This window comes from Bradyrhizobium sp. (genome assembly GCF_035935975.1).
Classification (GTDB): domain Bacteria; phylum Pseudomonadota; class Alphaproteobacteria; order Rhizobiales; family Xanthobacteraceae; genus Bradyrhizobium.
Window position 1 is genome coordinate 75,175 of sequence record NZ_DASYWN010000064.1, and the last position, 23,906, is coordinate 99,080.

The following is a 23,906-nucleotide window of genomic DNA, read 5'->3' on the forward strand; positions in this document are numbered from 1 at the left end:
AGAGGGGGAAGAAGGATGAAGTTCAGGACGTTTCTCAACGCGGCCGCCGTTCTAGCGTCGCTCACTGCCACCTCTGCGCCGGCCGCCGAAAAGGATGCTGCCGACGTCGCAGTCGAAGCCGCAAAGAAGTATGCGGGCACGACGATCAGCATTGTCTGGGAGGCCGGCCTCCAATCTCTGGACCCGCTGAATTATTCGGGTCCCAAATGGGAGAAGCTCACCGGCATCAAGGTGAAGGTGGTCGAAGTGCCCACCGACCAGATGTTCACCAAGATCATGCAGGATTTCAAATCGGGTGCCAGTGCCTATGACGCGCTGAACGTCATTCCGTCCTGGATGCCCGACTTAGCGCGCGCAGGCGCGCTCGAGCCTCTCGATAAGTATGTCGACAAGTTCGGTTATCGCGACGAGCTGCAGGACATCGCCGCCGCCTACCGCGACAACCAGATGCAGTATGACGGGAAGATCTACGGCTTCCCGGACGACGGCGACGTGATGTTGCTCTACTACCGGAAGGACATCTTCGAGGATCCGAAGATGAAGGACGAGTTCAAGGCCAAGTTCGGCTACGAGCTGGCTCCGCCTAAGGACTGGAAGCAATTCGACCAGATCGGCCAGTTCATTACCGACAAGATGGCGCCCAAGGTCTACGGCGCCGGCTTCTTCCGCACCGCGCCGTACCCGCAATACATGTTCCAGGAGCGCTTCCGCATGGAGGGCGGCAAGTTCTTCAATGCGGACACCATGAAGGCGACGGTGAATGGAGATGTCGGCCTCAAGGTGTTCAAGGAGATGATGGCGGAGAACAAATTCATGCCGCCCGGCGTGGAGCAGTGGAACTTCGTCGACAATCTTGCCGCGTTTCTCCAGGGCACGACCGCGATGACGATCTCCTGGCCGCCCTATGGACGGTGGGCCGCGGGCTACGGCTCGGGCGAAGAAGCGCTGAAGTGGGTGCCGAAATCGCAAGTCGCAGGCAAGGTCGGCTATGCGCTCACGCCTCTCGGTCGCCCGGAGCTCGGCGTCGGCTTCGATCTATCGGTGTCGGCCACCAGCAAGAACAAGGAAGCGGCCTATCTCTTCATCCAATGGCTGAACAGCAAGAGGACGAGCCTCGAGCGCGTCCAGCTCCCCTACACGCTGCGCGATCCGTTCCGCCTCTCGCACTACGCGAGCGAGAAATACCGGGTGCTCTGGCCTGATGCACCTGCCTATCTCGACACCATCAAGACGTCCGGCGAGAAGGGCCTGCTCGACCTCTCCTTGCTGCAACAGGACAAGTACGACGAGGCGATGACCAAGGCGATCTCGAGCCTTTGGGCGGGCGAAGACCCGAAGGCCATTCTCGACCGCATGGCGCAGCAATTCGATGCCATCACCGAAAAGGTCGGCGTGGACAACCAAAAGGCCGTCTACAAGGTCTGGGCAGCCAAGCCCGGCGCCTATCCGCAATAGCTGGCTTGGAGATCGCACGGGAGGTGTAGGCCTCTCGTGCGGTACCACTTCCTGGACTGATGATGACGCTTTCCGCAAGTCTCGACCGCAGCGAGCAACGCCGCCCTAGCCGTTTCGGGCGCATGCTTGAGGACCGCCTGCCCTATCTCATCGTCGCGCCGGCCATTCTGATCCTTCTCCTCGTCGGATTGTTTCCTCTCCTTTACTCGCTGATCGTGAGCTTCCAGCACATCACGATGACCGAGAGCGACACGTCCTTTGTCGGCCTCCTGAACTATGCGGAGCTGTTCAGGGACGCTCGCCTTTGGGCGTCGCTAGGTCATACGGCTATCATCACGGCAGTCGCCCTACCCCTGGAGCTGCTGATCGGTTTTCTAATGGCGCAGCTCTTCATCGATCGCATGCCCGGACGCCAGATCTTTGTCGCGCTGCTGGTGCTTCCGACGGTGATCTCTCCGATCGTTGCGGGAGCGACCTGGCGCCTCATGTTCGACGTCCGTTTCGGTCCGGTCGGTGAGATCCTTAGCTCTATCGCCGGCGAGCCGGTCCGAATTTTGTGGACCGTCAATCCCGCTTACGTCTATCCGGCGATCATCATTTGTGAGGTCTGGCAGTGGTCGCCCTTTATGTTCCTGCTGCTGCTCGCGGCGCTCTCTAATGTCGACCAATCCCAGCTCGAAGCTGCGGAGATTGATGGTGCGTCGTACCTGCGCGTCCTCCGCGCAATCGTTCTGCCTGCGATCGCGCCCGTGGTCGCCGTGGCCTGCCTGATCCGGGGCCTGGACCTCGTCCGCATCTTCGACATCATCTGGGCCCTCACCGAGGGCGGGCCGGGTTCCATGACCGAGACCATCTCGCTCTACACCTATGTGCAGGGCTTCTCGCAGTTCGAGACCAGCTATACGGCCGCGATCTCCTTCCTGGTCATTGCCCTGCTCACGATCATTACCACCCTGGTTCTCAAACGCATGGAGCTTGCGCGATGAGCGTTGCCAAGCTTCCGGCGAGAAAGCTCCGCATCCTGGCGCTTCGCTATCTCGGCGCTGGCGTCGTGACCCTGCTGTTTCTGTTTCCGGTCTATTGGCTGTTCATGATTTCGTTCAAGACCCCGGACGAGATCTATCATGTGCCGCCGGTATGGGTCCCGGGGCAGATCCAGTTCTCGAACTACTACGTCCTGTTCAAAGATGGCGACGTCCTTGCCATTCTGAACAGCCTGATCGTTGCTGGCCTTAGTTCCGGCATCGCGATCGTTCTGGGGACGCTCTGCGCCTACAGTCTCGCCCGTTTCGGGACCGGCGGCGAGAACCTCGCGATGTGGATCATCTCGCAGCGGATGATCCCGCCGATTGCGGTCGTCTTTCCGATCTTTCTGATCTACGTCAATTTCGGTCTGGTCGACTGCTACTTCGGGCTGATCCTGCTCTACACGGCGTTCAATCTTCCCTATGTGATATGGATGATGCGCGGCTACATCGTCGACGTTCCGATGGAGCTAGAGGAAAGCGCGCTCGTCGACGGCCTCAATCGATGGGAAGTGATCTGGAAGGTCGTCTTCCCAATGGTGCGTCCGGGACTCATGGCGACGTCGGTGTTCACCTTCGTGTTCGCCTGGAATGACTTTCTCTTCGCATTGGTGCTCACCCGCACCGAAGTCATCACGTTTCCGGTCATGCTGACGCACTACTTTGGCGGACAATCCAATTTCTGGGGAAAGATTGCGGCTATGTCGGTCCTCGGCACGCTGCCGATCTTCGTCGCCGTCTCGGTGATGCAGCGCTATCTCGTGCGCGGTATCTCCTTAGGCGCGGTCAAGGGTTAGGGAGAGCAGAGTGGCTGGCGTCAAGCTGTCCGGGATACACAAATATTACGGCAACGTGCATGCGGTTCGGGGGGTCGATCTCACCATCGCTGATGGCGAATTCGCAGTGCTTGTAGGGCCGTCAGGCTGTGGCAAGAGCACTCTCTTGCGAACCATCGCCGGTCTTGAGGATCCGGACGGTGGAACCATCGCGATCGGCGGTGCAGTGGTCAACGATCTGCGCCCGCGCGAGCGCAACATTGCGATGGTGTTTCAGAATTATGCGCTGTACCCCTATTTGACCGTCAACGAGAACATCGCTTTCGGTCTGCACGCCCGCAAGACTCCCGAGATTGAAATCAGGAAGCGGGTCGGCGAAGCAGCCGAGATGCTCGGGATCGGCAGCCTCCTGCAGCGCTATCCACGTCAGCTCTCCGGTGGACAGCGCCAGCGGGTCGCCATCGGCCGGGCCATAGTCCGCAAGGCCGACCTGTTCCTGTTCGACGAGCCGCTGTCGAATCTCGACGCTCAGCTGCGCGACGAGATGCGGACCGAAATCAAGCGCCTGCATCACGAGATCACGACGACGATGATCTACGTCACCCACGATCAGGTCGAGGCGATGACGCTGGCGGACTGCATCGTGCTCTTGCGCGACGGACAGATCGAGCAGCAAGGCCCTCCGCTCGAGCTGTTCGAACAGCCACGCACGGGCTTTGTAGCCAGTTTCCTCGGCTCTCCCTCTATCAACCTCATACCAGCGATCCTCAGAAGGGACAGCGGCGGAGCAGCAGTTTCATTTCAGTCCGGCGAGGGTCTAGAGCTTCCGAGCGCAAAGGCCAAGTCACTGAGCAGCGCGGATGGACAACAAGTTCTCGTCGGCATTCGTCCCCAGCATTTCAGCCGTGCTGGCAGCGGACCTCTCCGCGACGGAGTCGTCCCCTATTCCGCCGTCGCAGATCTCATTCAGCCGACGGGAACCCGTACGTTCACCACTGTCAAGATCGGCGGTGTGGATGCGGTTGCCGAGTTGCAGGCTCACGACGTCGGCAGTCACGGCGAGCGGATCGATCTCGCCATCGACCTCAATCGCGTGGTGCTGATCGATCCGGCCAGCGGCATGGTCATCGCCTAAAGAGCGCCGACAATTCGAGAACGGGAGAAAACAATGGCGTCGAGACTGTTTGCCACCGAAATCGGAGCGCCCGAGGGCCCGGTGTGCCTGCCGCACGGATCGATGTACGTCACGGAGATGTCTGCCTCGACCCTCTGCGTCACGCGGCTTGACTCTCGCGGCAATCGCAGGGTGATCCGGACGACCGGCGGCCGTCCGAACGGACTGACGACAGATGGCCACGGCCGGATCTGGATCGCGGAAGCGGGCCTGCAGGCGCTGATCTGCATCGACGAAGGCGGAAACGAGATCCGGCGCATGCAGGGCGAAGGCGCGGAGCGCTTCCTGTTCCCGAACGACCTCTGCTTTGGTCCGAACGGATTGCTCTACATGACCGATTCCGGCATGGCAGCCGAGGATTTCATCAACGGACAGGCCTTCGTCGATGGATTTATGGACCTCCATTGGGACGGCCGCGTGTATGAGATCGATCCGGCAGCCATGAAGGTTCTGCGCGTCCTCGATCGAAAGATCCGCTTCACTAACGGCATCGCATTCGGCCCCGACAATCACCTCTATGCCAATGCGTCCTTTACCGGCGAGATCTACCGTTATGACGTGCTCGGCAAGACCTCGCCGCAGCGCATTGTCTTCGGCAACGTCCTGCAACCCGATACCAATCCCGATTTCAAGGGGCCGGATGGAATGGCTTTCGGCGGGGATGGAAGGCTCTATTGCACAGTTTACAACCAGAAGAACGTCACGGTCCTGGACCGTCGGGGCGAGGTGGCCGATCGTCTGATCCTGGATGGGCACCAGCCGACGAATTGTGCCTTTGCGCTCGAAGGCAAGAAGCTGCGCGTCACTGAAGTCGGCAAGGGCCAGGTTGAAGAGATCGATATGCCCTGCGAAGGTCTGCCGCTGCACCTGCCAAAATTCGCCTAACGAGATGCCTGGCGGTACCCCGCAAGGCGTTCAGCCATTCGTCAAAGGAATCCGATCGACAGCCAGGGTACGGCGGCGACAATCAGTGTTCCGATCAAGAGCGCGATCATGTAGCCCACGATGGGTTTCATGCCCTCGTCCGGATTAATGCGGCTGATTGCGCAGGCCGCGTAATAGCCGACGCCGAACGGCGGCGCGAACAGGCCGATGCCCATGGCGAGAACGACCACCATCGCGTAGTGGACATCGTGTACCCCAACGTGCCGCGCGATCGGGAACAGGAGCGGACCAAACAGCACGATGGCCGGGATCCCTTCCAGCACGCTGCCCAGGATGACGAAAGTCACGATCGTGACGGCCAGGAAGACAGGGACGCCGCCGGGAAGGCTAGTCATGAACTTTGCAAGCGAGGCAGAAAATCCCGACTGGGTCAGCGCCCAAGCCATGCCCGTCGCCGCGCCGATGATGAGCAGGATCGCCCCCGACAGCGAGGCCGTCTCGACCAGCATCGGATAAATGCGGCGCCAGTCGAACTGCCGGTAAATGAGGAGACCCGCACAGACCGAGTACAGGATACCAATGGTCGAGACCTCCGTTGCCGTCGCGACACCCTCGACGACCGCGGTCCGGATCACGAATGGCAGCGCGATGGCCGGAATGGCGATGACAAAAGCGCGGCCGATCTCCCGCCCGGTCGCCCTTTTAACGTGGGACAGGTCCTCGCGGCGGTATCGCCACCACACGATGGCCGCGAGCATGACCGCGAGCACCACGCCCGGCAGCAACCCGCCGGTGAACAGGGCCGAGATCGATACACCGGTCACCGAGCCGATCGTGATCAGAACCAGCGAGGGCGGAATCGTCTCGGTCTGCGCCCCCGTCGCAGCCAGGAGCGCAACGAGATCGCCGGGCTTGGCCCCGCGCTGCCGCATTTCGGGAAACAGGACCGGAGCCACGGCAGCCATATCCGCCGCTTTGGAGCCGGAGATCCCCGACACCAGGTACATCGCTCCAACCAAGACGTAGTGCAGCCCACCGCGGACATGGCCTAGCAAGCTCGCCAGGAAGGTGACCATGGCGCGGGCCATACCCGTCATCTCGATCAGCAGGCCGAGAAAGACGAAGAGAGGCACCGCGAGCAGGATCAGGTGGCTCATTCCTTCATCCATTCGTCCGATCATCACCACGTCGGGCGTGCTGGTCGTCAAGGCGAGATAGCCGACGGTGGCAAGTCCGAACGCGAACGCGATCGGCACGGCCGCGAAGACCATCGCTCCCACAACGAAAACGAAGAAGATTAGAAGGTTCAAATTGCCAAGCGGCTTCAAGAAGGGGGCGAGCAGAATGAACGCCGCAATGATACCCGCGACCATCGTGGCCGAACCCAGCAGGCTGCGCAGACTCGCGATCCGGATCAACCGGAGGACCGCTGCGATCAGCATCAAGCCGATGCCGATTGGCAACGCCGCCGCGCGCCAGCTGTTGACGATCTCGAGTGCCGGTGTCGTGACGAAGGCCTCGTCGGCCGCAAATTCATAGGCCGGCCAGACAACGAGAGCAAGAAATGCCAGCGATGCCGCGGCCGCCACCACATCCAGGAACGCACGGGTTTCGGCACGGAGCACGCCGACGATGGCGGTCATCCGCATGTGCTCGCCACGCTGGAACGCAATCACCGATCCCAGCATCGCGAGCCAGAGAAAAAGGATCCCCGCCAACTCGTCCGACCATACGATCGGCGAGCGAAACACGTATCGGCCGACGATCCCGGCGGACAATACGGCGATCTCGGCTAGCACGAGCAATGCTGCCGGGATCGCAACGACATGGCCGAGCACGGCGTTGGCCGTGATCACCCAGCTGCGCGAGCCTGCTTGAGACTGGCCGGCCGCCATACCGGCATCGACATGCGACGTATCGCTGGCGGTGCTCATGATAGCTGGCCTGCGGCTTTTTCGAGTTGCGACCACGCCTCCTCGCCGAACTTGGTCTTCCAGTCGGAATAGAAGCTGGTTTTGGACAGCGCCTGGCGGAAGGCGGCACGATCAACGTCGACGAATTTGAGGCCTTTGGCGGAGAGATCGTTGCGCAGAGACTGGCTGAGCTTTGCGATATCGGCGCGCTGATCGATGGCGGAGAGGTCGAGCTCGCGCGTGACGATCTCCTGCACTTCCTTGGGAAGTCGCTCAAAGGCGCGCTTGTTGCCGAGGATCCAGTAGCCGTCCCAGACGTGTCCGGTCAGGCTGCACGTGCTCTGCACCTCGTAGAGCCGCGCCGTCGCGATGATCGGCAACGGATTCTCCTGGCCGTCAACGACCTTGGTCTGCAACGCGGAATAGACCTCGTTGAAATTGATCGGCGTAGGACCCGCGCCGAGCGCCTTGAATAGCGAGGTCAAAAGCGGCGCAGGCGGAACACGGATCTGGAAGTTCTTGAGATCATCCGGCGTGCGGATTTCGCGACCCGAGGACGTCACCTGACGAAAGCCGTTGTCCCACGCCTTGGAGACCGCCATGATCGGCGTCTTGGCGATCTGCGCCCGGATGTAGGTGCCGAGATCGCCGTCCATCGCTTTCCAGACGCTGTCGTAGTCGCCGAAGGCGAAGCCGGTATTCACGATGCCGGCGCTCGGCACCAGCGTGGCGAGGATCGAGGACGACTGGTTGAAGAACTCGACGCCGCCGCTGCGAACCTGAGTCAAGAGCTCGGTGTCCGAGCCGAGCTGGTTGGCCGGGAACAGCCTGATCTCCATGCGGCCGCTGGTCGCTTCCTTGATGCGATCGATGGCTTCCTGCGCCCTGATATTCACCGGATGCGTTGGATCCTGTCCGGTCGCGAACTTGTAGACGAACTCGGCGGCCGATGCCGGGCGGGTCAAAATCCCGCAGAGAGGTACGGCCGTGGCGGCCATTAGGAGCGAGCGGCGGCTGATCTTTGCGGACTTCGCGACAGTCATAGTTTCCTCCTGAACTAATATTTGAGAATGGTGCCGGCTGCTCCGCCTTCCACGGCGCAGCTTTGCGGTCTGTTTCTTCACCGGCTCTCGGCCGCCGGCATTTGGGCAAGAGCCATCACCCGCCGCCGCAACATGCGGCGGGCGGAGCCCCTTCACTGGTTTGGTCTGGTCGGCGCTTAACGCAGGTGCGCTAAAGCCAGTGCTTGATCTGCCTCGCGACCTCCGCGGTGGAGATCCCGTAGCGGTCGTGCAGCGTCGGTAGCGCGCCGGCGTCAAGAAACTCGTCCGGCAATGCAATCTGACGGAAAGGCGGGTGGACGCCCGAACGCATCAGCAGTGCGGCGACCGCCTCGCCGAGACCGCCGATCGTCGTGTGGTTTTCGGCGACGACGACAAGGCGACCGGACTTGCCGGCTTCACGCAAGATCATCTCCGCATCGAGCGGCTTGATAGTTGGAACATGCAGCACCGCGACATCGATGCGATCGTTCTTCAGGCTTTGTACGGCCTCGAGGGCGCGCATGGTCATGATGCCGGACGAGACGACCAGGACGTCTTTGCCGTCACGGATCAGCTTGGCCTTTCCGAGCTCGAACTTGTAGTCGTATTGGTCCAGCACGACCGGGACCTGGCCACGTAGCAGGCGCATATAGACCGGCCCGCTATGCGCTGCAATGGCCGGCACGACTTGCTCGATCTCGTGGGCATCGCAGGGATCGATGACCGTCATGTTGGGCATGGCGCGGAACAGCGCGAGATCCTCGGCGGCCTGGTGGCTCGGGCCATAGCCCGAGGTCAGGCCGGGCAGCGCGCAGACGATCTTCACATTGCGGTCTTCCTCCGCGATCGTCTGGTGAATGAAATCGTAGGCCCGGCGCGATGCGAACACGGCGTAGGTGGTCGCGAACGGCATGAACCCTTCGGCGGCCAAGCCGGAGGCCGCGCCGTACAGCAGCTGCTCGGCCATGCCCATCTGATAATAGCGGTCCGGGAATTCCTTCGCGAAGATGTGCAGGTCGGTGTATTTGCCAAGATCGGCGGTCATGCCGACCACCTCCGGCCGGCTGCGCGCGAGCGCGACGAGCGCGTTGCCGAAGGGCGCCGACCTCGTTCTCTGTCCCTCGGTGGCGATCGAGGCGATCATGGCCGAGGTGGTCAGACGGGGCTTGCCCGGCTGTGGTGCTGGTCTGACGGTCTTCATGCCTGCCTCCCGGCGGCCAGCGCCTCGAGCGCGAGCTGCCATTCATGCTGCTCGACGCGGATGAAATGGTTCTTCTCGCGCTGCTCGAGGAAGGGAACGCCCTTCCCCATCAGCGTGTCGGCAACGATCATGCGCGGCTTGGCCGCGGGATTCGACTTGGCGGCATCGAACGCGGCCACCACCGCATCGAGATCGTTGCCGTCGATGCGCTGCACGAACCAGCCGAACGCCTCGAGCTTGTCGACCAGCGGCTCGAACGCCATCACCTGGGTCGAAGGCCCGTCCGCCTGCTGATTGTTGACATCGACGATGCCGATGAGATTGTCGAGCTTGTAATGGCCTGCCGACTGGATGGCTTCCCAGACCGAGCCTTCGTCGAGTTCGCCATCGGAGAACAACGTGTAGACCCGGGCTGCCGATGTCTTGCGCTTGAGGCCGAGGCCCATGCCGACCGCGATGCTGAGGCCCAGTCCTAGCGAGCCGCCCGACATTTCCATGCCGGGCGTGTAGGAGGCCATGCCCGACATCGGCAGACGGCTCTCGTCGCTTCCGTAGGTTTCAAGTTCTTCCTCAGGGACGATCCCCGCCTCAATCAAGGCCGCGTAGAGCGCGATGGCGTAGTGCCCGTTGGACAGCAGGAAGCGATCGCGCTCCTCCCAGGACGGATCTTCAGGCCGGTAGCGCATGGCGTGGAAGTAGGCCACAGCGAGGACGTCGGAGATGTCCAGGGCCTGCGCGATATAGCCCTGGCCTTGGACCTCGCCCATGCGCAGCGCGTTGCGGCGAATGTTGTAGGCGCGGTCCGCCAGCTTGGGAGTGTTGGTCAGCGTGTTCACAGGCGTTTCCTTCGGTCTCGACCTTGTCTCGCTGGTTCAGTGGATCAGCATGCCGCCGTTGACGTCGATCACGGCGCCGGTGACGTAGGCAGACAGATCCGAGGCGAGGAAGGTGTAGATGCCGGCAACGTCTTCTGCGGTGCCGAGACGGTTCAGCGGAATGCCTTCCAGGATCTTCACCCTCATCTCGTCCGTCAGCTTGCCGGCGGTGATATCGGTACCGATCAGGCCGGGCGTGACGCAATTGACGCGGATGCCGTCGGGACCGAACTCGCGGGCCATCGCCTTGGCGAGACCGAGCACGCCGGCTTTCGCAGCGGAATAGTGCGGGCCGCCGAAAATTCCACCGCCGCGCTGGGCCGAGACCGACGACATGCAGGCGATCGACCCGGATTTGCGTGCACGCATGTGCGGGATCACGGCCTGCGAGAGGAACAGAACCCCCTTCAGATTGACGTCCTGGATGCGGTCCCAATCGGCCGCCGAAATATCCAGGAGCTTCACCGGCTGGGTGATGCCGGCATTGTTGATGAGAATATCGACGCTCCCGAACGCTTCAACCGCGCTGGCGACCGCCTCTTCGCAGGACGACTTGTCGGCAACGTCGCAGCGGAGCCCGATGTGGGACTTTCCTAGGGATGCCGCAGCATCCGCCGCAGCGCCGCCGTCGATATCAAGAATGGCAACCCGAGCGCCCTCGGCAACGAACCGCCGGGCCGTGGCGAGCCCGATCCCGCGCGGCGAAGCCGCGCCCGAAATGATGGCCGTCTTACCGCTGAGCAGCATCAGTTCCTCCCGCACATTGTTCTTCATTCGCGAGACAAGAAATGACCTGCGCAGTACCGACGGACAAGCGCACAGTTGTCACGGATCGATGAATCTGGTTCACTTATGGTATGTTGTCCAACATCCCCATATCGGCAATACGTGCTTTTGAAGCCGCGGCCCGCACCGGATCGTTTCGCGATGCGGCGAATGAGCTTCACCTGACGCCGAGTGCGGTCAGTCATGCCATCCGCAAGCTCGAGGGCACGCTTCGGACCGTTCTATTCGAGCGCAGCGCGCGTTCCGTGCGGCTCACGCCGGCCGGCGAGAATTTGATGCGTCATACCGGCGCTGCGTTTGATCAGCTTCGCCGCGGCCTTGAGGAAGTCGCCGCGCGCGGACCGCAATTGGTGCGCGTGCATTCCGCGCCGAGCTTTGCGGCGCAATGGCTGGCACCTCGGCTTGCACAATTTCTCGCCGCTTACCCCAAGCTCGAGGTTCGATTAGCAGCAAGCACGGACTACGCACGTTTCAGTAACGACGATTTCGATATCGATATTGTTTATGGGCCGCCACGCGCCGAAGGCGTTGAGGTCGTTCCTCTCCCCGAGGAAACGGTCACCCCTCTCTGCTCTCCCGCTCTCGCTAAATCGATAAGAAAGCCGGCCGATCTTCTCGACCAGACGCTGATTCGCTCCGATGTGAAGCAGATTCAGTGGCATCAATGGTTCGCCGCGAACGGGTTGGAAGCTCCTGCGCTTCATGGCATGAGATTTGACCGGAGTTTTCTAGCGATTGCGACGGCTGCGGAGGGATTGGGAGTATCGCTAGAATCTACGCTTCTTGCCGAACGCGAACTAGCGAGCGGACGATTGGTGGCCCCATTGGCAGGACGTGCAGTTGATATTCGTTATGTCGGTCACCGTCTGATCTACCCGCGCGCCAGCCGCCAAAGGTCCGCGGTGCGAGCTTTTGCAGATTGGGTCGTAGCGCAACTCGGCGGCGAGGGCATCCGCAAGGTATAGGATCATGAGGGTACGCGATGCCTAGCGAACAGGCGCACGGCCGGTCGAGGATCTAACAATAAGCTGAGTGGCCAGGCACTCCGACTGAACTGTGTCCCCATCGAGGATTGCGACGATTCGCTCAGCCGCGATGCGGCCCATCTCTTCCGACCTGATGGCCACCGTCGTGAGCGGCGGCCAAAGGTATTGCGCGAAATCCAAATCATCGAATCCGGTTACGGATATGTCACTTGGAACATCGATTCGAGCCAGCCGGCAGGCGTGTAAGACGCCGAACGCCAGTATGTCGCTACTACAAATGATTGCCGTAGTTTCAGGGAAAAAGTCTCGGATTTCCTTTAGCGCTTGAATGCCACTTTCAAATCGATATGTCTTCTCGATGATCGGACGAGGAACGGTAATTCCTCTCTTCTTAAGACTATCTTGAAAAGCCGCCCTGCGACTTATTTGACGATCGTTTCCCGCTGTTGGGCCGGCAATCATCGTGAGATTCGTATGCCCGAGATCAAGCAGATGATCAACGATATCGCGCATTGCCGAAAAATTGTCGATTCCGACTGACAGCTCATCGCTGCCCGGCACGAATGAATAGGTTTGAACGAAGGGTATTTGTTTGGTTTCGAGAAAGTGGCGCAGCTTCTCATCGACGACGCGACCGACCATCATCAAGGCTTCCGCACCTCGCTCGACGATACGACGCACTGCTTCGAAAACGTTGCTGTTGTCGAACCCAACTGAGAGGACGATGACAGTGTAGCCGTCGTCCGCAAGCCGAGCCTGCATGCCGTTGACGAGCTTTGCGTAAATCGCATGATCGAGCGTTGGTATCACTGCGCCGATCACGCGCGTTCGCTGCAAGCGCAGGGCCTTCGCGGCCGAGTTGGGCACGTAGCCTGCGGCGGTGGCGGCCTCCAAGACCCGCGTCCGGACATCTTTTCTCACTCTTTGCGGATCGTTGAAGGTCCGCGAAACGGTCGCTATCGAAACGCCCGCCATTTCAGCCACGCGAAACACGCCTCGTTTTGATGGCGACTTCGCTGCCGATTCCTCCTCGATTAGGTCGGTCCGGATCTCTTCGGTCGGCTCTTCGTTCATAGGTGCAATAAGTCCGCGAGACCTTCGAGGTCGCTCAAAACGGGCACGGAATTCGGAAACGGGTTGGGCTTACTATAGTCCACGATGCCTACAAACGGTATGCCTAGTTTCTCAGCCGCCGCTTGTTCCGTACGGGAATCGCCGACCGCAACGACTTGGTCGGCCGCTAGCGTGCTCGTTTCGATAATGCGACGAAACGCCTCCAGTTTCTGGACGGGTGAGCCGACGATCGTTCGGAAATACGGTTTCAACCCACGTCGTTCGGTGATGTCGATAAGCTCGTTCTCCGGCGTGCCAGACACTACGTGGAGAGCGATCCGACGAAAATTCGACATAATGAAGTCCAGCGCACCGTCGACACAGGGGCAATGAACTACCGCTTCGTGGACGATGGATGTATAGCGCGCCGACAGCATCTCGATCGCGCCTTCATCGCCAACTCTACCAAAGACCTCACGCTCGAAGTAGCGAAATTTCTCTCGGCGATTCACCCCTCCGTGTGCATGTTGATACGCCATGATCTCGGCGATCCTGGCCGGCTCTTCGCCGCGATAGATCTCACTAAAGGCTTGAGCCTTGATTTCGACCGACCGCAAGATAACGCCGTCGAAATCAAGGATGGCAGCCTCTGGACGGCGGCCAATGCAAGCTAATCCGTACATTTGAGCGCGAGCATTCCTTCCTCACCAGGCGGTCATACCCCCATCGACCGTGAACATGCCGCCCGTCGCAAATGACGATTCTTCCGAGGCCAGCCACAGCATCATGGAAGCAATCTCCTCGGGCTGTCCCACGCGCCCCATCGGCGCCCTCGCTTTCAATCCCGCGATGAAGGCATCGGGATCAGGCACTTCCTGCAGCATCTTGTCGAAATAGGTCGACCAGATAACACCGGGACAAACGGCATTCACGCGAATATTTTCCGCGGCATGATCGAGAGCCATGGCGCGCGTCAGCGAAGCGACCCCACCCTTGGCCGCGACGTAGGCCGCACGATCCTTGATACCGACTTGAGCAATATTCGACGCCGTGTTGACGATTACGCCACCGCCGGATGAAGCCATGATCGGGATGGCGAATTTCGAACACAGAAAGATACTCTTGAGGTTGATCGAAACGATATCGTCCCATTCTTCCTCGTTCGCTGTCACGACGGTTCCGAGCGCCCCCTTGCCCGCATTATTGACGAGAACATCAAGCTTTCCGAATCGCTCGACGCAAGCCGATACCATCGATCGGACGGCCGCGGAATTGCGAACGTCGACCGCGATCGGGAATGCAGATTCACCGATTTCCTGTGCAAGTGCGCGAGCGCCGGCCTCATTCCAGTCGGCGACCACGACACGCGCACCCTCCGCAGCGAACAGTTTGACAGTCGCTGCGCCGATTCCGGCGGCGGCCCCAGTAATGATGGCAACTTTATTCTTCAATCGCATGATCTGCTGATCTTTCATCGACTCAAGAGGAGTTCCCGTCTGACCACCTGCTCGACGCTCAAGGACGCCAGCCAAGAAGTCTTGGGATTGTCGGGCAACGCTTCATTCGAAAGGCGGACTTCAATCTCGCCGGCCCGGCCATGTGCGCGGATTTCATGCCTGTTAAGGATCGTATCAGGATCGGCAACGAGGCGGACTGTGGTCCGCTCAAAACCGATACCGGCAAGCGCGATCGCCGCCGTCACATTGGCGTTCTTTGGAAAGAGTCGACAGGCATCCAGCGCAGTTCCTTCGAATATGACGGTAGCCTTCGCCATTGCTTCGAGATCGAACGCAGCTTGTGCCGGCGTCTCCCGCCAGGCCCGCGGCGGCTTTCTGCCGACATAGGTCACTGCGTCAAGGCCCGCCAGTTTCGCCGCGCTTAGGCAATCAAGCCCTCCCACACCGCCGGAAACCAGATGAAATCTCGCGCCTCCGGAAGCGGCAGCAGCTTCGATCCGCTGCAGCACGCCGCGGTCGGCAAGCGCTCCGATCGATGCGATAATGACGTCGATCCCAGCGGCCAAAAGCGCGGGTACATTTGTCGCTACCGCGAGTTGGCTTGCACATTCAGCCACCAAATCCGGCTTCCACGCGATCAGATCGTCGACAGTCCGAAAGGCTGCAATACCACGTTGCAAAGCATATTGGCTCGAACGGACCAGCACCGCTGTTGCGGGTAGCGATGGCTGCCTCTGCGTAAGTCCAGCCATGGTCGCGCGAGCCATGGCGCCATAGCCGATCAAAGCAAGGCGTCGCTCCGCGGTCATAGAGCACCGTCCAGGAAGGAGCGCACATCTCGCACGAACTGATCCGGATAAACTCTAGGAAAGAAGTGGCCTCCGTCATACGGCAGCAACGTGGCGCTCGGGATTCCGTTTGCGAGCGCGACAGACTGGGCATAGGCGACGATCATGTCATCGGTCGCGCCGAGAACGAGGGTCTCTTGGGATATATGCGCGAGGTCGTCCACGCCTTGGAACGCGAGCAGCATCTGGATGCGCGATGAGGAAACGCTGATGGGTTCCAGATCGGCGCGCGCCCGGGCCGCCGCCTGCTCGACCAGTTCCGGATGGCTCACGAGCCAGTCGGGACGAAATCCAATGACCTGTGTCAATCGTGCGTAGCTCTCCGGTCCCAACGACTCGAGAACCTCGAGCCGCAGACGAAACAGTGTTTGAAAGCGAGTATCCGGTCGGTGCCAGGTGGCGGACAGGACGATCTTCCCGACACGGGCCGGGTGATTGCGCGCGACGACCTGCGCTATCGCGCCCCCGGTGGAATGACCGACGAGGTCTGCGCGCTCGATCCCGAGCGCATCCAGCATGTCGATCAGGTCTTCAGCCAATATTTCGATCTCATAGGCCCCGTCCGGCCTGTCGCTCCTGCCGGCGCCGCGGTGATCGTAAGAAATCACGCGGCGCCCATCAGCAAATCCTGGCGCCATGGCCGACCAAAAACTTGCCGCGCCTCCCAAGCCTGGGATCAGCACGATTGCCTTGCCAGACCCGGTCGTTTCGACACATAGACGGCAACCGTCTCGGGCGTTCAGAAACATCATAGGCCAGCGCCCTTGTCGGCAATCGGAAGGCCGAACACGGTCTGGCGCTCGATCTCTAAAACATTCTCCGGACGCGGAAACGGCGCGGGTGGCGCTTCACCGGCTGCCTTGGATCGGCCGATAGCTTCAAAGAAGTCCTCCAAGCCGTTGGGGACGATGAGCCAAAGCCAATGCAACTCGGTCTCGCCGTCGTTTATGAACTTGTGTCTCCGGTTCTTACCGACGTAGATCGTCGTTCCCGGCGAGACGTGATGAACGACGCCCTCGACGACCGCCTTTCCGGTTCCCGAGATGAAATGCAGAACCTCCTCACTTCTGTCGTGCACGTGTTCGCGAACATAGCTACCTGGCGGCAACGTCTGTGTGCCGAGGCCAATGGGATGCTCCATCTCGACCATTTTCGGAGCAACCCTCACAGAGATGTGTCCGTTTGAAGGGACAGGTTGCCAAAAGTTCTGTCCTTCCTCTGGACCGAGGACCATGAAAGCGCCTCCGGTCTCATCGCCTTTTCCGTAAGTGGCCACGTCGCGTCTCCTTAGTGGGTTAGACCGAAATGCCTCGGCAACGCGAGCGTGATTTCGGGCGCGAACGCCACGAGCAAGATGCCGAGAAACACGAGAGCGAAGTACTTGCCGATCGAACGCGTCACGGATTCGATACTGACTTGCCCGACTGCACAGCATGCGTAGAGACCAAGACCTAGCGGCGGGGCGAACAGGCCCACGCCCATCGAAAGGACGAGAAGCGTACCGAAATGAAGAGGATCTAATCCAAGTTGGGTGGCGACCGGAACCAGCATCGGACCGAAGATGATGAGCGCGGCAGCACCTTCCAGCACGGCTCCCATGACAATCAGGGTCAAGATCGCAAACACGACGAACGACCATCGGCCGTAGTGCTGACCCATGGATATCAATGCCTCCGCGATTGCATGAGGTACCTGGTTTATCGTCAGGATGAAAGCAAGCGTTTGGGCAAGAGCGATGATGAACAGGACCATGCCCGCCAGGCCTGCTGATTTAACCAGAACACGATAGATCTTGCCGAGACTCATATCGCGGAAAATGACGCCACCGACGACCAGCGCATATAAAGCCGCGAAGGCCGAGATCTCGGTCGCCGTCGCGAAGCCGGATCGGTAGCCGACGAATATGACGAGCAACATGCCAATACAGGCGACCCCGCTCAACCACAGATCCCTTCTGCTGACTTCAGGGTGAATCCTGAGATCAACCCTGGATTGCTTGGGAGCCATCAGCATCGACAGAACGATGAGGCCGGCAGAGAGCGCGATGGCAGGCACAATGCCGGCGAGAAACAGACCTGAAATGGAGATGTTTGCAACGAAGCCTAGGATGATGAGATTGACGCACGGGGGAATGGTCTCGGCGACGACTGCCGATGCCGCCAGCAGCGCGACGGCGTCGCTGGGATTCTGGCGCGATTTGCGCGCAGCCGGAACGAGGACAGACCCGACTGCCGCAACGTCGGCGAGCTTCGAGCCTGAAATCCCTGAGAAAACGATCATGCTCAACACCATGACGATGTGGAGCCCGCCCCTGACCTGACCGACCGCACGCTGAATCATCTCGATCAGCCGCACGGACATGCCGTTCACTTCCATGATGTAGCCGGTCAAGATGAAGAAAGGAACTGCGAGAAGGACGAAATTGTCGACGCCGGCCGCCGATTGCTGGGCGAAAATCTCGACCGGGATGCTGTCGTTGGTCCACAGATAGACCAGCGAGGAGAACCCGAGCGCGAAGGCGATCGGAATGCCTGCCAACAGCGACACGATGAAAGCGCCGGCCATCAGGGCAAGCGGCACCCAGGGCAAGTCGGCCAGCATGACATGACTGATACTCCAGGCCAGCAGGGATAGGGCGATCGCGCCGGCAAAGGCTTTCGAGATTGTGACCAGCCGATATCCGGAGAGTTTGATCATCCCGAAGATCACCATCCATATCCCGCCGATGGCGACCGGATAGACAAAGATCACCTGCGGAAAGCCCGCAGCGGTCTCCTGGCTACCGACCGTGCGCGCCAGAAGAATGCCGTATATGGCCAGGGCCGCGGAAACCGCGATGATGACGAGACATCCGAGCGCCTTTGCATATTCTCGCCAGGCCACGGGCAGTCGGGCGAGCACGGCCTCGATGCCCGCGTGCTGTTCTCGGCTGATGCCCGAAGCAGCGCCGACAAAGGTGAGCGCGACGAGAAGGGCGCGCGCCCCCTCGTCCGCCCACTCGAAGGGATCATGAAGGAAGTAACGGTAGAAAACGGACGCAAGGACGATCACTAGATTGACGCCCAGTAGAAGGGCGCTCAGTCCATCGACCGCATGGACGAGCAGTCTGGTCCAGTTCGTCGAAGCAGATGTCGCGACGGACGCCGCGTCCATATCCACCATTGCAGCCCCCATTTTTACGAACTGCGAGACACGATGCTGTCGAGATACGGTTTCATGGATGGGTTCTTGGTGGCGAATTCTGCCCAGAGCGGCTTGACCATGTTCCGGAATGCCTCGCGGTCGCAGTCGCTCACTTCGAGTCCACGAGTCTTCAGTTCGCCGAGCGCTTTGGTCTCGGCCTTGAGAGCGAGCCCGCGCGCATGCGCAGCCGCCTCCTTGCCTGCTCGAAGGAACCCCTCGCGATGTTGCGCGGGAATCTTTTGCAGCGATCGCGTCGAAATGAGCGGATTGAACGCGTTGAAGATGTGGTTGGTCAGCGTGTAGTACTTCGCGCTTTCGTAGTACTTGCCGGCGAGAACGGTCGGCGCGTCGTGCTCCATGCCATCCATGACCCCAGCTTGCAGAGCGGTGTAGACCTCTCCGAGCGGAAGCGGGGTGGCAACGGCTCCCATCAACTTCAACGTCTGAATGAAGTTCGGGACCGGCAAGACGCGAACTTTGCGGCCCGCCAGTTCAGCGGGAGTGTTGAACGGCGATTTGGCAAGAACGTTTCGGACGCCTGGGCTGTAGTGCCATCCCAGAACCTGGGCACCGGCCTTTTCGAGCAGCAGCTTGGAAAGCGCCTCGCCTGTCGGCCCGTCGAGCGCCTCCCGCACGCCGTCCCAGCTGCGGAAAATGTAGCCCAGGTCGAGCATTCCGATTTCAGGCACCACGGTGCCCCAGACCGAAGACCCTCCTATCGACATGTCGATTACACCGAGTTTGATCGACGCTACGACATCGGACTCCTTGCCCAGCTGACTATCTGGGAAAAGCTGCACCTTGACTTCGTTGTTGCAATACAGCCCGACGAGCTCGTCGAACTTGCCGAACCACATCGCGGCTGCCGAATTCTCAGGATCGTTCGTCAGGACAGTCGCGCAGCGGAGGGTCAGAGGAGCCGCTTGAGCTACGCGAGAGCCCGCCGAGACGACCAAGCCTGCCGTGGCGCCGGCGACCAGATATTTCAGTGCCCCTCTCCGGCTAATTGACCGAGCAGACATGCAATCCCTCCTCTCTTTAATGTAAACCTTTACAGTAAACCTTTACATCATTATGCCCGATAGCGGTCAAGCGGCGAATTTTGTCAAAACGCCTAATTTTTGAGCGAACGGAGATTGTAGATGTATGGGTTAGAGGGGCGCAGGGTGCTGATTACGGGCGGAGCAACGGGCATTGGCCGAAAGGTTGCCATCCGCATGGCCGAAGAAGGATGTCGGGTCGGAATCTTTGATATCGACGACGTCCAGGTCCGGCAGACCCTCGATCAAGCCTCGCGCTTCGGCAAAGAAGCCATGTTCTATCGCGCGGACGTCGGCGACGCCGCGGCGCTGAGAGACGCATATGACCGATTTAGGGCAGACCTTGGGGACGTGGACATCCTCATCAACAACGCCGCCATCAACGCCATTGGAAGAATTGGTGAGCTGACGCTCGATGAGTGGCGCGCCGTTTTTCGTGTGAATGTGGAAGGCGTCTTTTCGCTTTGCAGTATCGTCGCGCCGATCATGACTGCACGCGGAAGCGGCCGCATCATCAACATGGCCTCGTGGTTCGGCAAGATCGGCAAAGCGCAATATAGCGCCTACTGCGCATCCAAGTTTGCCGTGATCGGCCTCACGCAATCGCTCGCCGCCGAGCTGGCCCCGGCCGGCGTCACCGTCAACGCTGTTTGCCCAGGCACGATCATGGAGACCGGCATGAGAGAAATGGCGGACAAACGATCTCGCGAAGCCGGACTGCGCACGGCTAAGGAGCGAGAATCCGAGATTCCGCTAGGACGGGTCGGCCTGCCAGACGACGTTGCGAAAGTTGTCGCATTTCTGGCATCGGGCGAAGCCTGTTACATGACGGGCCAAGCGATAAATGTCACCGGGGGGCTTTGGATGAACTGACGCGCCGGCGAGGAGGGAACGTTGCGCACGGCGGCGAACGCCGGTGGTGTTTGGGCCGCGATGGGAGACATAACTCTCCGCTTGCATGGCCCCTTCACCGCGGCAGAGCATTTTGACTTCAACACCGCTCAAACGGATTGGCTCAACTCAGTTTTTGAGAAGCTGAAGAGCCGCCGTATGCAGTTCAGGAGTCGCCGAAGCCAGCACCGGCCCGCCCTCTTCCGCCCGCCCGCCGTCAATCCGCGTAACAACTCCGCCCGCCCTTTCGATGATGGGAATCAACGCTACGATATCGTAGGGCTGGAGCGAAGGTTCGATGGCCAGGTCAACGCGGCCGGCGGCGAGCATGACCATCGCATAGCATTCGCCGCCGTAGCGGGTCATCCTGACGGAACCCGCCAAGCGATCAAATCCTGACTTTAAATCCCCGTGATAGTGCTCAGGCGAAGTCGTATGAAGGATTGCGTTTGACAACGTGCCAACGTCTCGCGTGGACAGTCGCTGCCGCTTGCCCTGACGCTCGTACCACGCCCCATCAGCGTCGGCCCAGAAACGCTCGCCCGTGAAGGGCTGGCTCATCAGGCCTAGCTCGGCTCGCCCGTTGACGGTCAGGCCAATCAGCGTGCCCCAAACAGGAAGCCCACAAATGAACGGGCGCGTCCCATCCACCGGATCCAACACCCAGCGGAAAGGACCATCCCCGGTTAGACCGGTTTCTTCACCCAAAATCGCGTGATCAGGATATTCAGCGGTGATTGCGGTTCGGACGGCAATTTCAGCTTGCCGGTCAGCCTCCGTCACCGGGTCGAACGCGTAACCCTCCTTGAACTTTGTATCGATAGCGAGTTCGCTTCGAAAGCGTGGCAGGGTTTCGCGATCGGCGACGTCTGCCAGACGGTGAAGGAAATCGGCACTCGGCAATTGCGGCATAAGATCTCTCCATTTCGTACCATGGCGCCCTCGGGTCACCCGAACGTCGCGATGACTTCTTTCCCTGAAATGAAGCAAACGCCGGTCTGGCAACCTGACCGGATTCAGTTACGGCGAAATGTCGTACCTCACCGGTTCGCCGAGCCAACCGGTAGCCCGCCGCGACCAGTAGGCCCTATGGAGCTGAACCGTCTTCGGTCCAGGTAGACCGTCTCCAATGGTCAGTTCGCCGACTGTCGTGATCGGGATAATCCCACCAGCGGTGCTGGTGAGGAAGATTTCATTCGATTGCAGGAGCTGCGTCTCGGAGATCGAACCGGCGGCGGCAGCGATTCCCATCTCCTCGCACAACTCCAACGTGGTCCGACGAGTCATGCCATCCAGCACACCGGTCGATGGCGTCACGAGTCGGCCATCAATGTCGGCGAATAAATTGAACCCAGGGCCCTCCGTGATTTTGCCGTTCAGATCGACCAGAACGACGGTATCGGCTCCGGCATCGAAGCCGTCGAACAAGCTCATCTCGAAATCGAGCCAGTGGTAGTGCTTGACGAACGGATCGACTGAGACGGAGGGAACCCGCACACGTCTGCTGATGAACAGCGAAAGACCCTTCTGCTGCACTTCGGGCTTCGCAAGCCACATGTACGGCATGCAGAAGGCCTGAAAGCGGTTTTTGCAAAGCCTGATATCGCGACTACCTATCGGTGGCCGCCCGCGCGTCATGATGATCTGAACGTAGGCATTCGAATAGCCGCAAATGGCCACGAGCCTGTGTGCGATTTCACGAATGCGGCCGATTGTCTCCGGCGATTCCATTCGCAATCGCTTCAAAGAGCGCTCAAAGCGATCGAGATGATCCTGTAGCCGGAAGAACTGGCCGTTCCACGTCGAGATGGTCTCCTGACAAGCGTCCGACCGCAGAAAGCCCCAGTCGAGCAGAGGCAACGTTGCCTCCTCGATCGGGCAGAACTCGCCGGCAACATAGGCTGCTCCCTTTTCAAAGCGGCTATCGATCGCCTGGCGATTTGAATGCGGAAGTTGCGGCCAGATGAGCGTTCTCTCATTGGCTTCAGGGACGGCCATTTGCTTTCTCCCTCGGATGAGTTCTAATGACTTGCGATCTTTCCCAAATCAGGCAAAGCGCGCCGGCGCGTATGGCGTCGGATCAATCGCAGGCTTTTCGCCCGTTACAAGTTGCGCAAGCAGCCGGCCGCTCATGGGCGCGCCGGTCAGCCCCGAGTGCCCATGCCCGAAACAAACGTGTAGACCCTGGTGATCGTTGATCGGGCCGATCACCGGAAGCCCATCCGGAGTTGAAGGACGGTGGCCCATCCAATAGGCCGTCTCGTCATACGTCAGCTGCGGAAACAGGCGCGTCACCAGCTTGATGAGATTTTCTGCCCGCTGCAACGATGGCGGCGCATCCAATCCTCCGATCTCCACCGTTCCTGACACCCGAAGGCCTTCCGACATCGAGCTCACGCCGAAATAGCTGGTTTTGTTGAGGATCGGCATGCCGAGGCGAACCGAAGGATTGCGCAGCATGACGTGATAGCCTCGCTCGCTCTCCAACGGGATTTTCACGCCAAGCGGTTCAAGCAATCTCGTGGACCAGGCGCCGGCGGCCACCACCACCAGATCCGCCTGATAGTTGTTGAGATTGGTCATGACTGTCCAGCGGCCGGTCTCGTTGCGCCATAGCTTGACGGCGCGCTCCTGGACCAATTCGCCGCCTTCACTGAGGAATTGACTTGCGAGTGCTCGGATGAGGGCTCCCGGATTTACGGTGTGACCGTTGCCACGGATAAGCAAGCCGTACGACACATCAGACGAGATTCCCGGGAAGAACTGCCGGATCTGGTCAGCTCCAAGCGCTTCCGCCTCGATTCCCAGAAAAGTTCGCACTTCATCCTCAAGGCTGCGCGGCGGCGGCTCGGTTAGTCCTTCCCACAGGTAGACCTGACCATCGCGTCGCGTCAGGCGATCCATCGCATTCGCCCCGACATTTTCTCGCCAGCCCTCGAAGGTCGATCGATGAAGCGCCCGCAAAGCCCTAGAGGCATGAAATACGTGGCTGCGCGTGCCCGAGCGCAGGTAGCGCAACAGCCACGGCAAAGCCCTGGGTAGATAGCGGGCCTTGACCGTCAGCGGCCCCAAGGGATCGGCAAGCCATCCTGGCACCTTCCAGATCATGCCCGGCTGAGACGTCGGCATGGCGGTGTCAGCCACAAGCATGCCCGAATTGCCGTATGACGCGCCCGCCGCCGGCTGCCCCTCCTCCACCACGGTGACGGCTAATCCCCGTCGCCTGAGCTGGATCGCAGCGCTCAATCCGACTGCTCCAGCTCCAATGATGAAAACGGTTTGTTCTGCGTAATGACTTGATTGCACGGACATTGC

Annotated in this window: 23 protein-coding genes; 7 read left to right on the forward strand and 16 right to left on the reverse strand. The window is 60.2% G+C overall.

Annotated features, from left to right (window positions below; translation table 11 throughout):
- The first annotated feature begins 15 nt into the window (after positions 1 to 15).
- The 5 genes from VGR99_RS39510 to VGR99_RS39530 are packed head-to-tail and all read left to right on the forward strand — an operon-like array spanning position 16 to position 5,315.
- A complete protein-coding gene (locus tag VGR99_RS39510; protein WP_326905359.1) occupies positions 16 to 1,455 on the forward strand; it encodes a sugar ABC transporter substrate-binding protein in 1,440 nt (479 codons plus the stop codon).
- 59 nt (positions 1,456 to 1,514) lie between these two features.
- The gene (locus tag VGR99_RS39515; RefSeq protein WP_326905360.1) at positions 1,515 to 2,441 is read left to right on the forward strand and encodes a sugar ABC transporter permease; all 927 of its coding nucleotides are present in this window, start codon (positions 1,515 to 1,517) and stop codon (positions 2,439 to 2,441) included.
- Positions 2,438 to 3,277 carry a carbohydrate ABC transporter permease gene (locus tag VGR99_RS39520; RefSeq protein WP_326905361.1) on the forward strand — a complete coding sequence of 280 codons (840 nt, stop codon included), beginning with the start codon at positions 2,438 to 2,440 and terminating at the stop codon, positions 3,275 to 3,277. Before VGR99_RS39515 ends, VGR99_RS39520 begins: the two co-directional genes overlap by 4 nt.
- 10 nt (positions 3,278 to 3,287) lie before the next feature.
- On the forward strand, positions 3,288 to 4,391 hold the full coding sequence (locus VGR99_RS39525) for an ABC transporter ATP-binding protein (RefSeq protein WP_326905362.1): 1,104 nt from the start codon (positions 3,288 to 3,290) through the stop codon (positions 4,389 to 4,391).
- A 33-nt stretch (positions 4,392 to 4,424) separates the two neighbouring features.
- Entirely contained in the window at positions 4,425 to 5,315 is an 891-nt protein-coding gene (locus VGR99_RS39530) for an SMP-30/gluconolactonase/LRE family protein (protein WP_326905363.1), read from the forward strand.
- 41 nt (positions 5,316 to 5,356) lie between these two features.
- Here the strand turns inward: VGR99_RS39530 and VGR99_RS39535 are convergent, their stop codons facing one another.
- From VGR99_RS39535 to VGR99_RS39555, 5 genes are all read right to left on the reverse strand, one after another.
- Positions 5,357 to 7,210: a TRAP transporter large permease subunit gene (locus VGR99_RS39535; protein ID WP_326905466.1), complete on the reverse strand. Its 1,854-nt coding sequence runs from the start codon at positions 7,208 to 7,210 to the stop codon at positions 5,357 to 5,359.
- 35 nt (positions 7,211 to 7,245) lie between these two features.
- Positions 7,246 to 8,271, reverse strand: coding sequence for a TRAP transporter substrate-binding protein (locus tag VGR99_RS39540; RefSeq protein WP_326905364.1), 1,026 nt, complete (start codon positions 8,269 to 8,271; stop codon positions 7,246 to 7,248).
- A 190-nt stretch (positions 8,272 to 8,461) separates the two neighbouring features.
- Positions 8,462 to 9,472 carry a transketolase family protein gene (locus tag VGR99_RS39545; protein ID WP_326905365.1) on the reverse strand — a complete coding sequence of 337 codons (1,011 nt, stop codon included), beginning with the start codon at positions 9,470 to 9,472 and terminating at the stop codon, positions 8,462 to 8,464.
- The gene (locus tag VGR99_RS39550; RefSeq protein WP_326905366.1) at positions 9,469 to 10,308 is read right to left on the reverse strand and encodes a transketolase; all 840 of its coding nucleotides are present in this window, start codon (positions 10,306 to 10,308) and stop codon (positions 9,469 to 9,471) included. The genes VGR99_RS39545 and VGR99_RS39550 overlap by 4 nt, the downstream gene beginning before the upstream one ends.
- 36 nt (positions 10,309 to 10,344) lie before the next feature.
- Positions 10,345 to 11,094, reverse strand: coding sequence for a glucose 1-dehydrogenase (locus VGR99_RS39555; protein WP_326905367.1), 750 nt, complete (start codon positions 11,092 to 11,094; stop codon positions 10,345 to 10,347).
- 110 nt (positions 11,095 to 11,204) lie between these two features.
- Between VGR99_RS39555 and VGR99_RS39560 the strand changes: the two genes are divergently transcribed.
- Positions 11,205 to 12,098: a LysR substrate-binding domain-containing protein gene (locus tag VGR99_RS39560; RefSeq protein WP_326905368.1), complete on the forward strand. Its 894-nt coding sequence runs from the start codon at positions 11,205 to 11,207 to the stop codon at positions 12,096 to 12,098.
- Positions 12,099 to 12,119: 21 nt separating this feature from the next.
- Here the strand turns inward: VGR99_RS39560 and VGR99_RS39565 are convergent, their stop codons facing one another.
- Genes VGR99_RS39565 through VGR99_RS39600 form a run of 8 tightly spaced genes read right to left on the reverse strand, consistent with a single transcriptional unit; the run spans position 12,120 to position 19,682 of the window.
- On the reverse strand, positions 12,120 to 13,193 hold the full coding sequence (locus VGR99_RS39565; RefSeq protein WP_326905369.1) for a substrate-binding domain-containing protein: 1,074 nt from the start codon (positions 13,191 to 13,193) through the stop codon (positions 12,120 to 12,122).
- The gene (locus tag VGR99_RS39570; protein WP_326905370.1) at positions 13,190 to 13,855 is read right to left on the reverse strand and encodes an HAD family hydrolase; all 666 of its coding nucleotides are present in this window, start codon (positions 13,853 to 13,855) and stop codon (positions 13,190 to 13,192) included. The genes VGR99_RS39565 and VGR99_RS39570 overlap by 4 nt, the downstream gene beginning before the upstream one ends.
- A gap of 21 nt (positions 13,856 to 13,876) precedes the next feature.
- Positions 13,877 to 14,647, reverse strand: coding sequence for an SDR family oxidoreductase (locus VGR99_RS39575; RefSeq protein ID WP_326905371.1), 771 nt, complete (start codon positions 14,645 to 14,647; stop codon positions 13,877 to 13,879).
- The gene (locus tag VGR99_RS39580; RefSeq protein WP_326905372.1) at positions 14,644 to 15,438 is read right to left on the reverse strand and encodes an aspartate dehydrogenase; all 795 of its coding nucleotides are present in this window, start codon (positions 15,436 to 15,438) and stop codon (positions 14,644 to 14,646) included. Before VGR99_RS39580 ends, VGR99_RS39575 begins: the two co-directional genes overlap by 4 nt.
- A complete protein-coding gene (locus tag VGR99_RS39585) occupies positions 15,435 to 16,229 on the reverse strand; it encodes an alpha/beta fold hydrolase (RefSeq protein WP_326905373.1) in 795 nt (264 codons plus the stop codon). The genes VGR99_RS39580 and VGR99_RS39585 overlap by 4 nt, the downstream gene beginning before the upstream one ends.
- The gene (locus tag VGR99_RS39590; protein WP_326905374.1) at positions 16,226 to 16,753 is read right to left on the reverse strand and encodes a cupin domain-containing protein; all 528 of its coding nucleotides are present in this window, start codon (positions 16,751 to 16,753) and stop codon (positions 16,226 to 16,228) included. The genes VGR99_RS39585 and VGR99_RS39590 overlap by 4 nt, the downstream gene beginning before the upstream one ends.
- Positions 16,754 to 16,764: 11 nt before the next feature.
- Positions 16,765 to 18,639, reverse strand: a complete 1,875-nt coding sequence (locus VGR99_RS39595; protein ID WP_326905375.1) for a TRAP transporter large permease subunit — start codon at positions 18,637 to 18,639, stop codon at positions 16,765 to 16,767.
- Between the two features lie 14 nt (positions 18,640 to 18,653).
- Entirely contained in the window at positions 18,654 to 19,682 is a 1,029-nt protein-coding gene (locus VGR99_RS39600) for a TRAP transporter substrate-binding protein (RefSeq protein ID WP_326905376.1), read from the reverse strand.
- A 120-nt stretch (positions 19,683 to 19,802) separates the two neighbouring features.
- On the opposite strand from VGR99_RS39600, the gene VGR99_RS39605 reads away from it, so the two are divergent.
- Positions 19,803 to 20,573 (forward strand): SDR family NAD(P)-dependent oxidoreductase, encoded by a 771-nt coding sequence (locus VGR99_RS39605; RefSeq protein ID WP_326905377.1) that lies wholly within the window; start codon positions 19,803 to 19,805, stop codon positions 20,571 to 20,573.
- A 147-nt stretch (positions 20,574 to 20,720) separates the two neighbouring features.
- Here VGR99_RS39605 and hisN read toward each other — a convergent pair whose 3' ends face one another.
- The 3 genes from hisN to VGR99_RS39620 form a co-directional block, all read right to left on the reverse strand.
- Positions 20,721 to 21,503, reverse strand: coding sequence for a histidinol-phosphatase (gene hisN / locus VGR99_RS39610; protein WP_326905378.1), 783 nt, complete (start codon positions 21,501 to 21,503; stop codon positions 20,721 to 20,723).
- Positions 21,504 to 21,611: 108 nt separating this feature from the next.
- The gene (locus VGR99_RS39615; RefSeq protein WP_326905379.1) at positions 21,612 to 22,589 is read right to left on the reverse strand and encodes an aminotransferase class IV; all 978 of its coding nucleotides are present in this window, start codon (positions 22,587 to 22,589) and stop codon (positions 21,612 to 21,614) included.
- Between the two features lie 48 nt (positions 22,590 to 22,637).
- Complete coding sequence (locus VGR99_RS39620; protein WP_326905380.1) at positions 22,638 to 23,903, reverse strand: FAD-binding oxidoreductase; 1,266 nt, start codon at positions 23,901 to 23,903, stop codon at positions 22,638 to 22,640.
- Positions 23,904 to 23,906 lie beyond the last annotated feature (3 nt).

Excerpts from the sequence above, each read along its gene's own strand:
- hisN (WP_326905378.1), bottom strand. The coding sequence starts at position 21,503 with ATGCCGCAATTGCCGAGTGCCGATTTCCTTCACCGTCTGGCAGACGTC.
- VGR99_RS39555 (WP_326905367.1), bottom strand. The coding sequence starts at position 11,094 with ATGCTGCTCAGCGGTAAGACGGCCATCATTTCGGGCGCGGCTTCGCCG.
- VGR99_RS39580 (WP_326905372.1), bottom strand. The coding sequence starts at position 15,438 with ATGACCGCGGAGCGACGCCTTGCTTTGATCGGCTATGGCGCCATGGCT.
- VGR99_RS39545 (WP_326905365.1), bottom strand. The coding sequence starts at position 9,472 with ATGAAGACCGTCAGACCAGCACCACAGCCGGGCAAGCCCCGTCTGACC.
- VGR99_RS39530 (WP_326905363.1), top strand. The coding sequence starts at position 4,425 with ATGGCGTCGAGACTGTTTGCCACCGAAATCGGAGCGCCCGAGGGCCCG.
- VGR99_RS39575 (WP_326905371.1), bottom strand. The coding sequence starts at position 14,647 with ATGAAAGATCAGCAGATCATGCGATTGAAGAATAAAGTTGCCATCATT.
- VGR99_RS39595 (WP_326905375.1), bottom strand. The coding sequence starts at position 18,639 with ATGGTGGATATGGACGCGGCGTCCGTCGCGACATCTGCTTCGACGAAC.
- VGR99_RS39520 (WP_326905361.1), top strand. The coding sequence starts at position 2,438 with ATGAGCGTTGCCAAGCTTCCGGCGAGAAAGCTCCGCATCCTGGCGCTT.
- VGR99_RS39615 (WP_326905379.1), bottom strand. The coding sequence starts at position 22,589 with ATGGCCGTCCCTGAAGCCAATGAGAGAACGCTCATCTGGCCGCAACTT.
- VGR99_RS39600 (WP_326905376.1), bottom strand. The coding sequence starts at position 19,682 with ATGTCTGCTCGGTCAATTAGCCGGAGAGGGGCACTGAAATATCTGGTC.
- VGR99_RS39560 (WP_326905368.1), top strand. The coding sequence starts at position 11,205 with ATGTTGTCCAACATCCCCATATCGGCAATACGTGCTTTTGAAGCCGCG.
- VGR99_RS39605 (WP_326905377.1), top strand. The coding sequence starts at position 19,803 with ATGTATGGGTTAGAGGGGCGCAGGGTGCTGATTACGGGCGGAGCAACG.
- VGR99_RS39515 (WP_326905360.1), top strand. The coding sequence starts at position 1,515 with ATGATGACGCTTTCCGCAAGTCTCGACCGCAGCGAGCAACGCCGCCCT.
- VGR99_RS39620 (WP_326905380.1), bottom strand. The coding sequence starts at position 23,903 with ATGTCCGTGCAATCAAGTCATTACGCAGAACAAACCGTTTTCATCATT.
- VGR99_RS39570 (WP_326905370.1), bottom strand. The coding sequence starts at position 13,855 with ATGTACGGATTAGCTTGCATTGGCCGCCGTCCAGAGGCTGCCATCCTT.
- VGR99_RS39540 (WP_326905364.1), bottom strand. The coding sequence starts at position 8,271 with ATGACTGTCGCGAAGTCCGCAAAGATCAGCCGCCGCTCGCTCCTAATG.
- VGR99_RS39585 (WP_326905373.1), bottom strand. The coding sequence starts at position 16,229 with ATGATGTTTCTGAACGCCCGAGACGGTTGCCGTCTATGTGTCGAAACG.
- VGR99_RS39535 (WP_326905466.1), bottom strand. The coding sequence starts at position 7,210 with ATGGCGGCCGGCCAGTCTCAAGCAGGCTCGCGCAGCTGGGTGATCACG.
- VGR99_RS39510 (WP_326905359.1), top strand. The coding sequence starts at position 16 with ATGAAGTTCAGGACGTTTCTCAACGCGGCCGCCGTTCTAGCGTCGCTC.
- VGR99_RS39565 (WP_326905369.1), bottom strand. The coding sequence starts at position 13,193 with ATGAACGAAGAGCCGACCGAAGAGATCCGGACCGACCTAATCGAGGAG.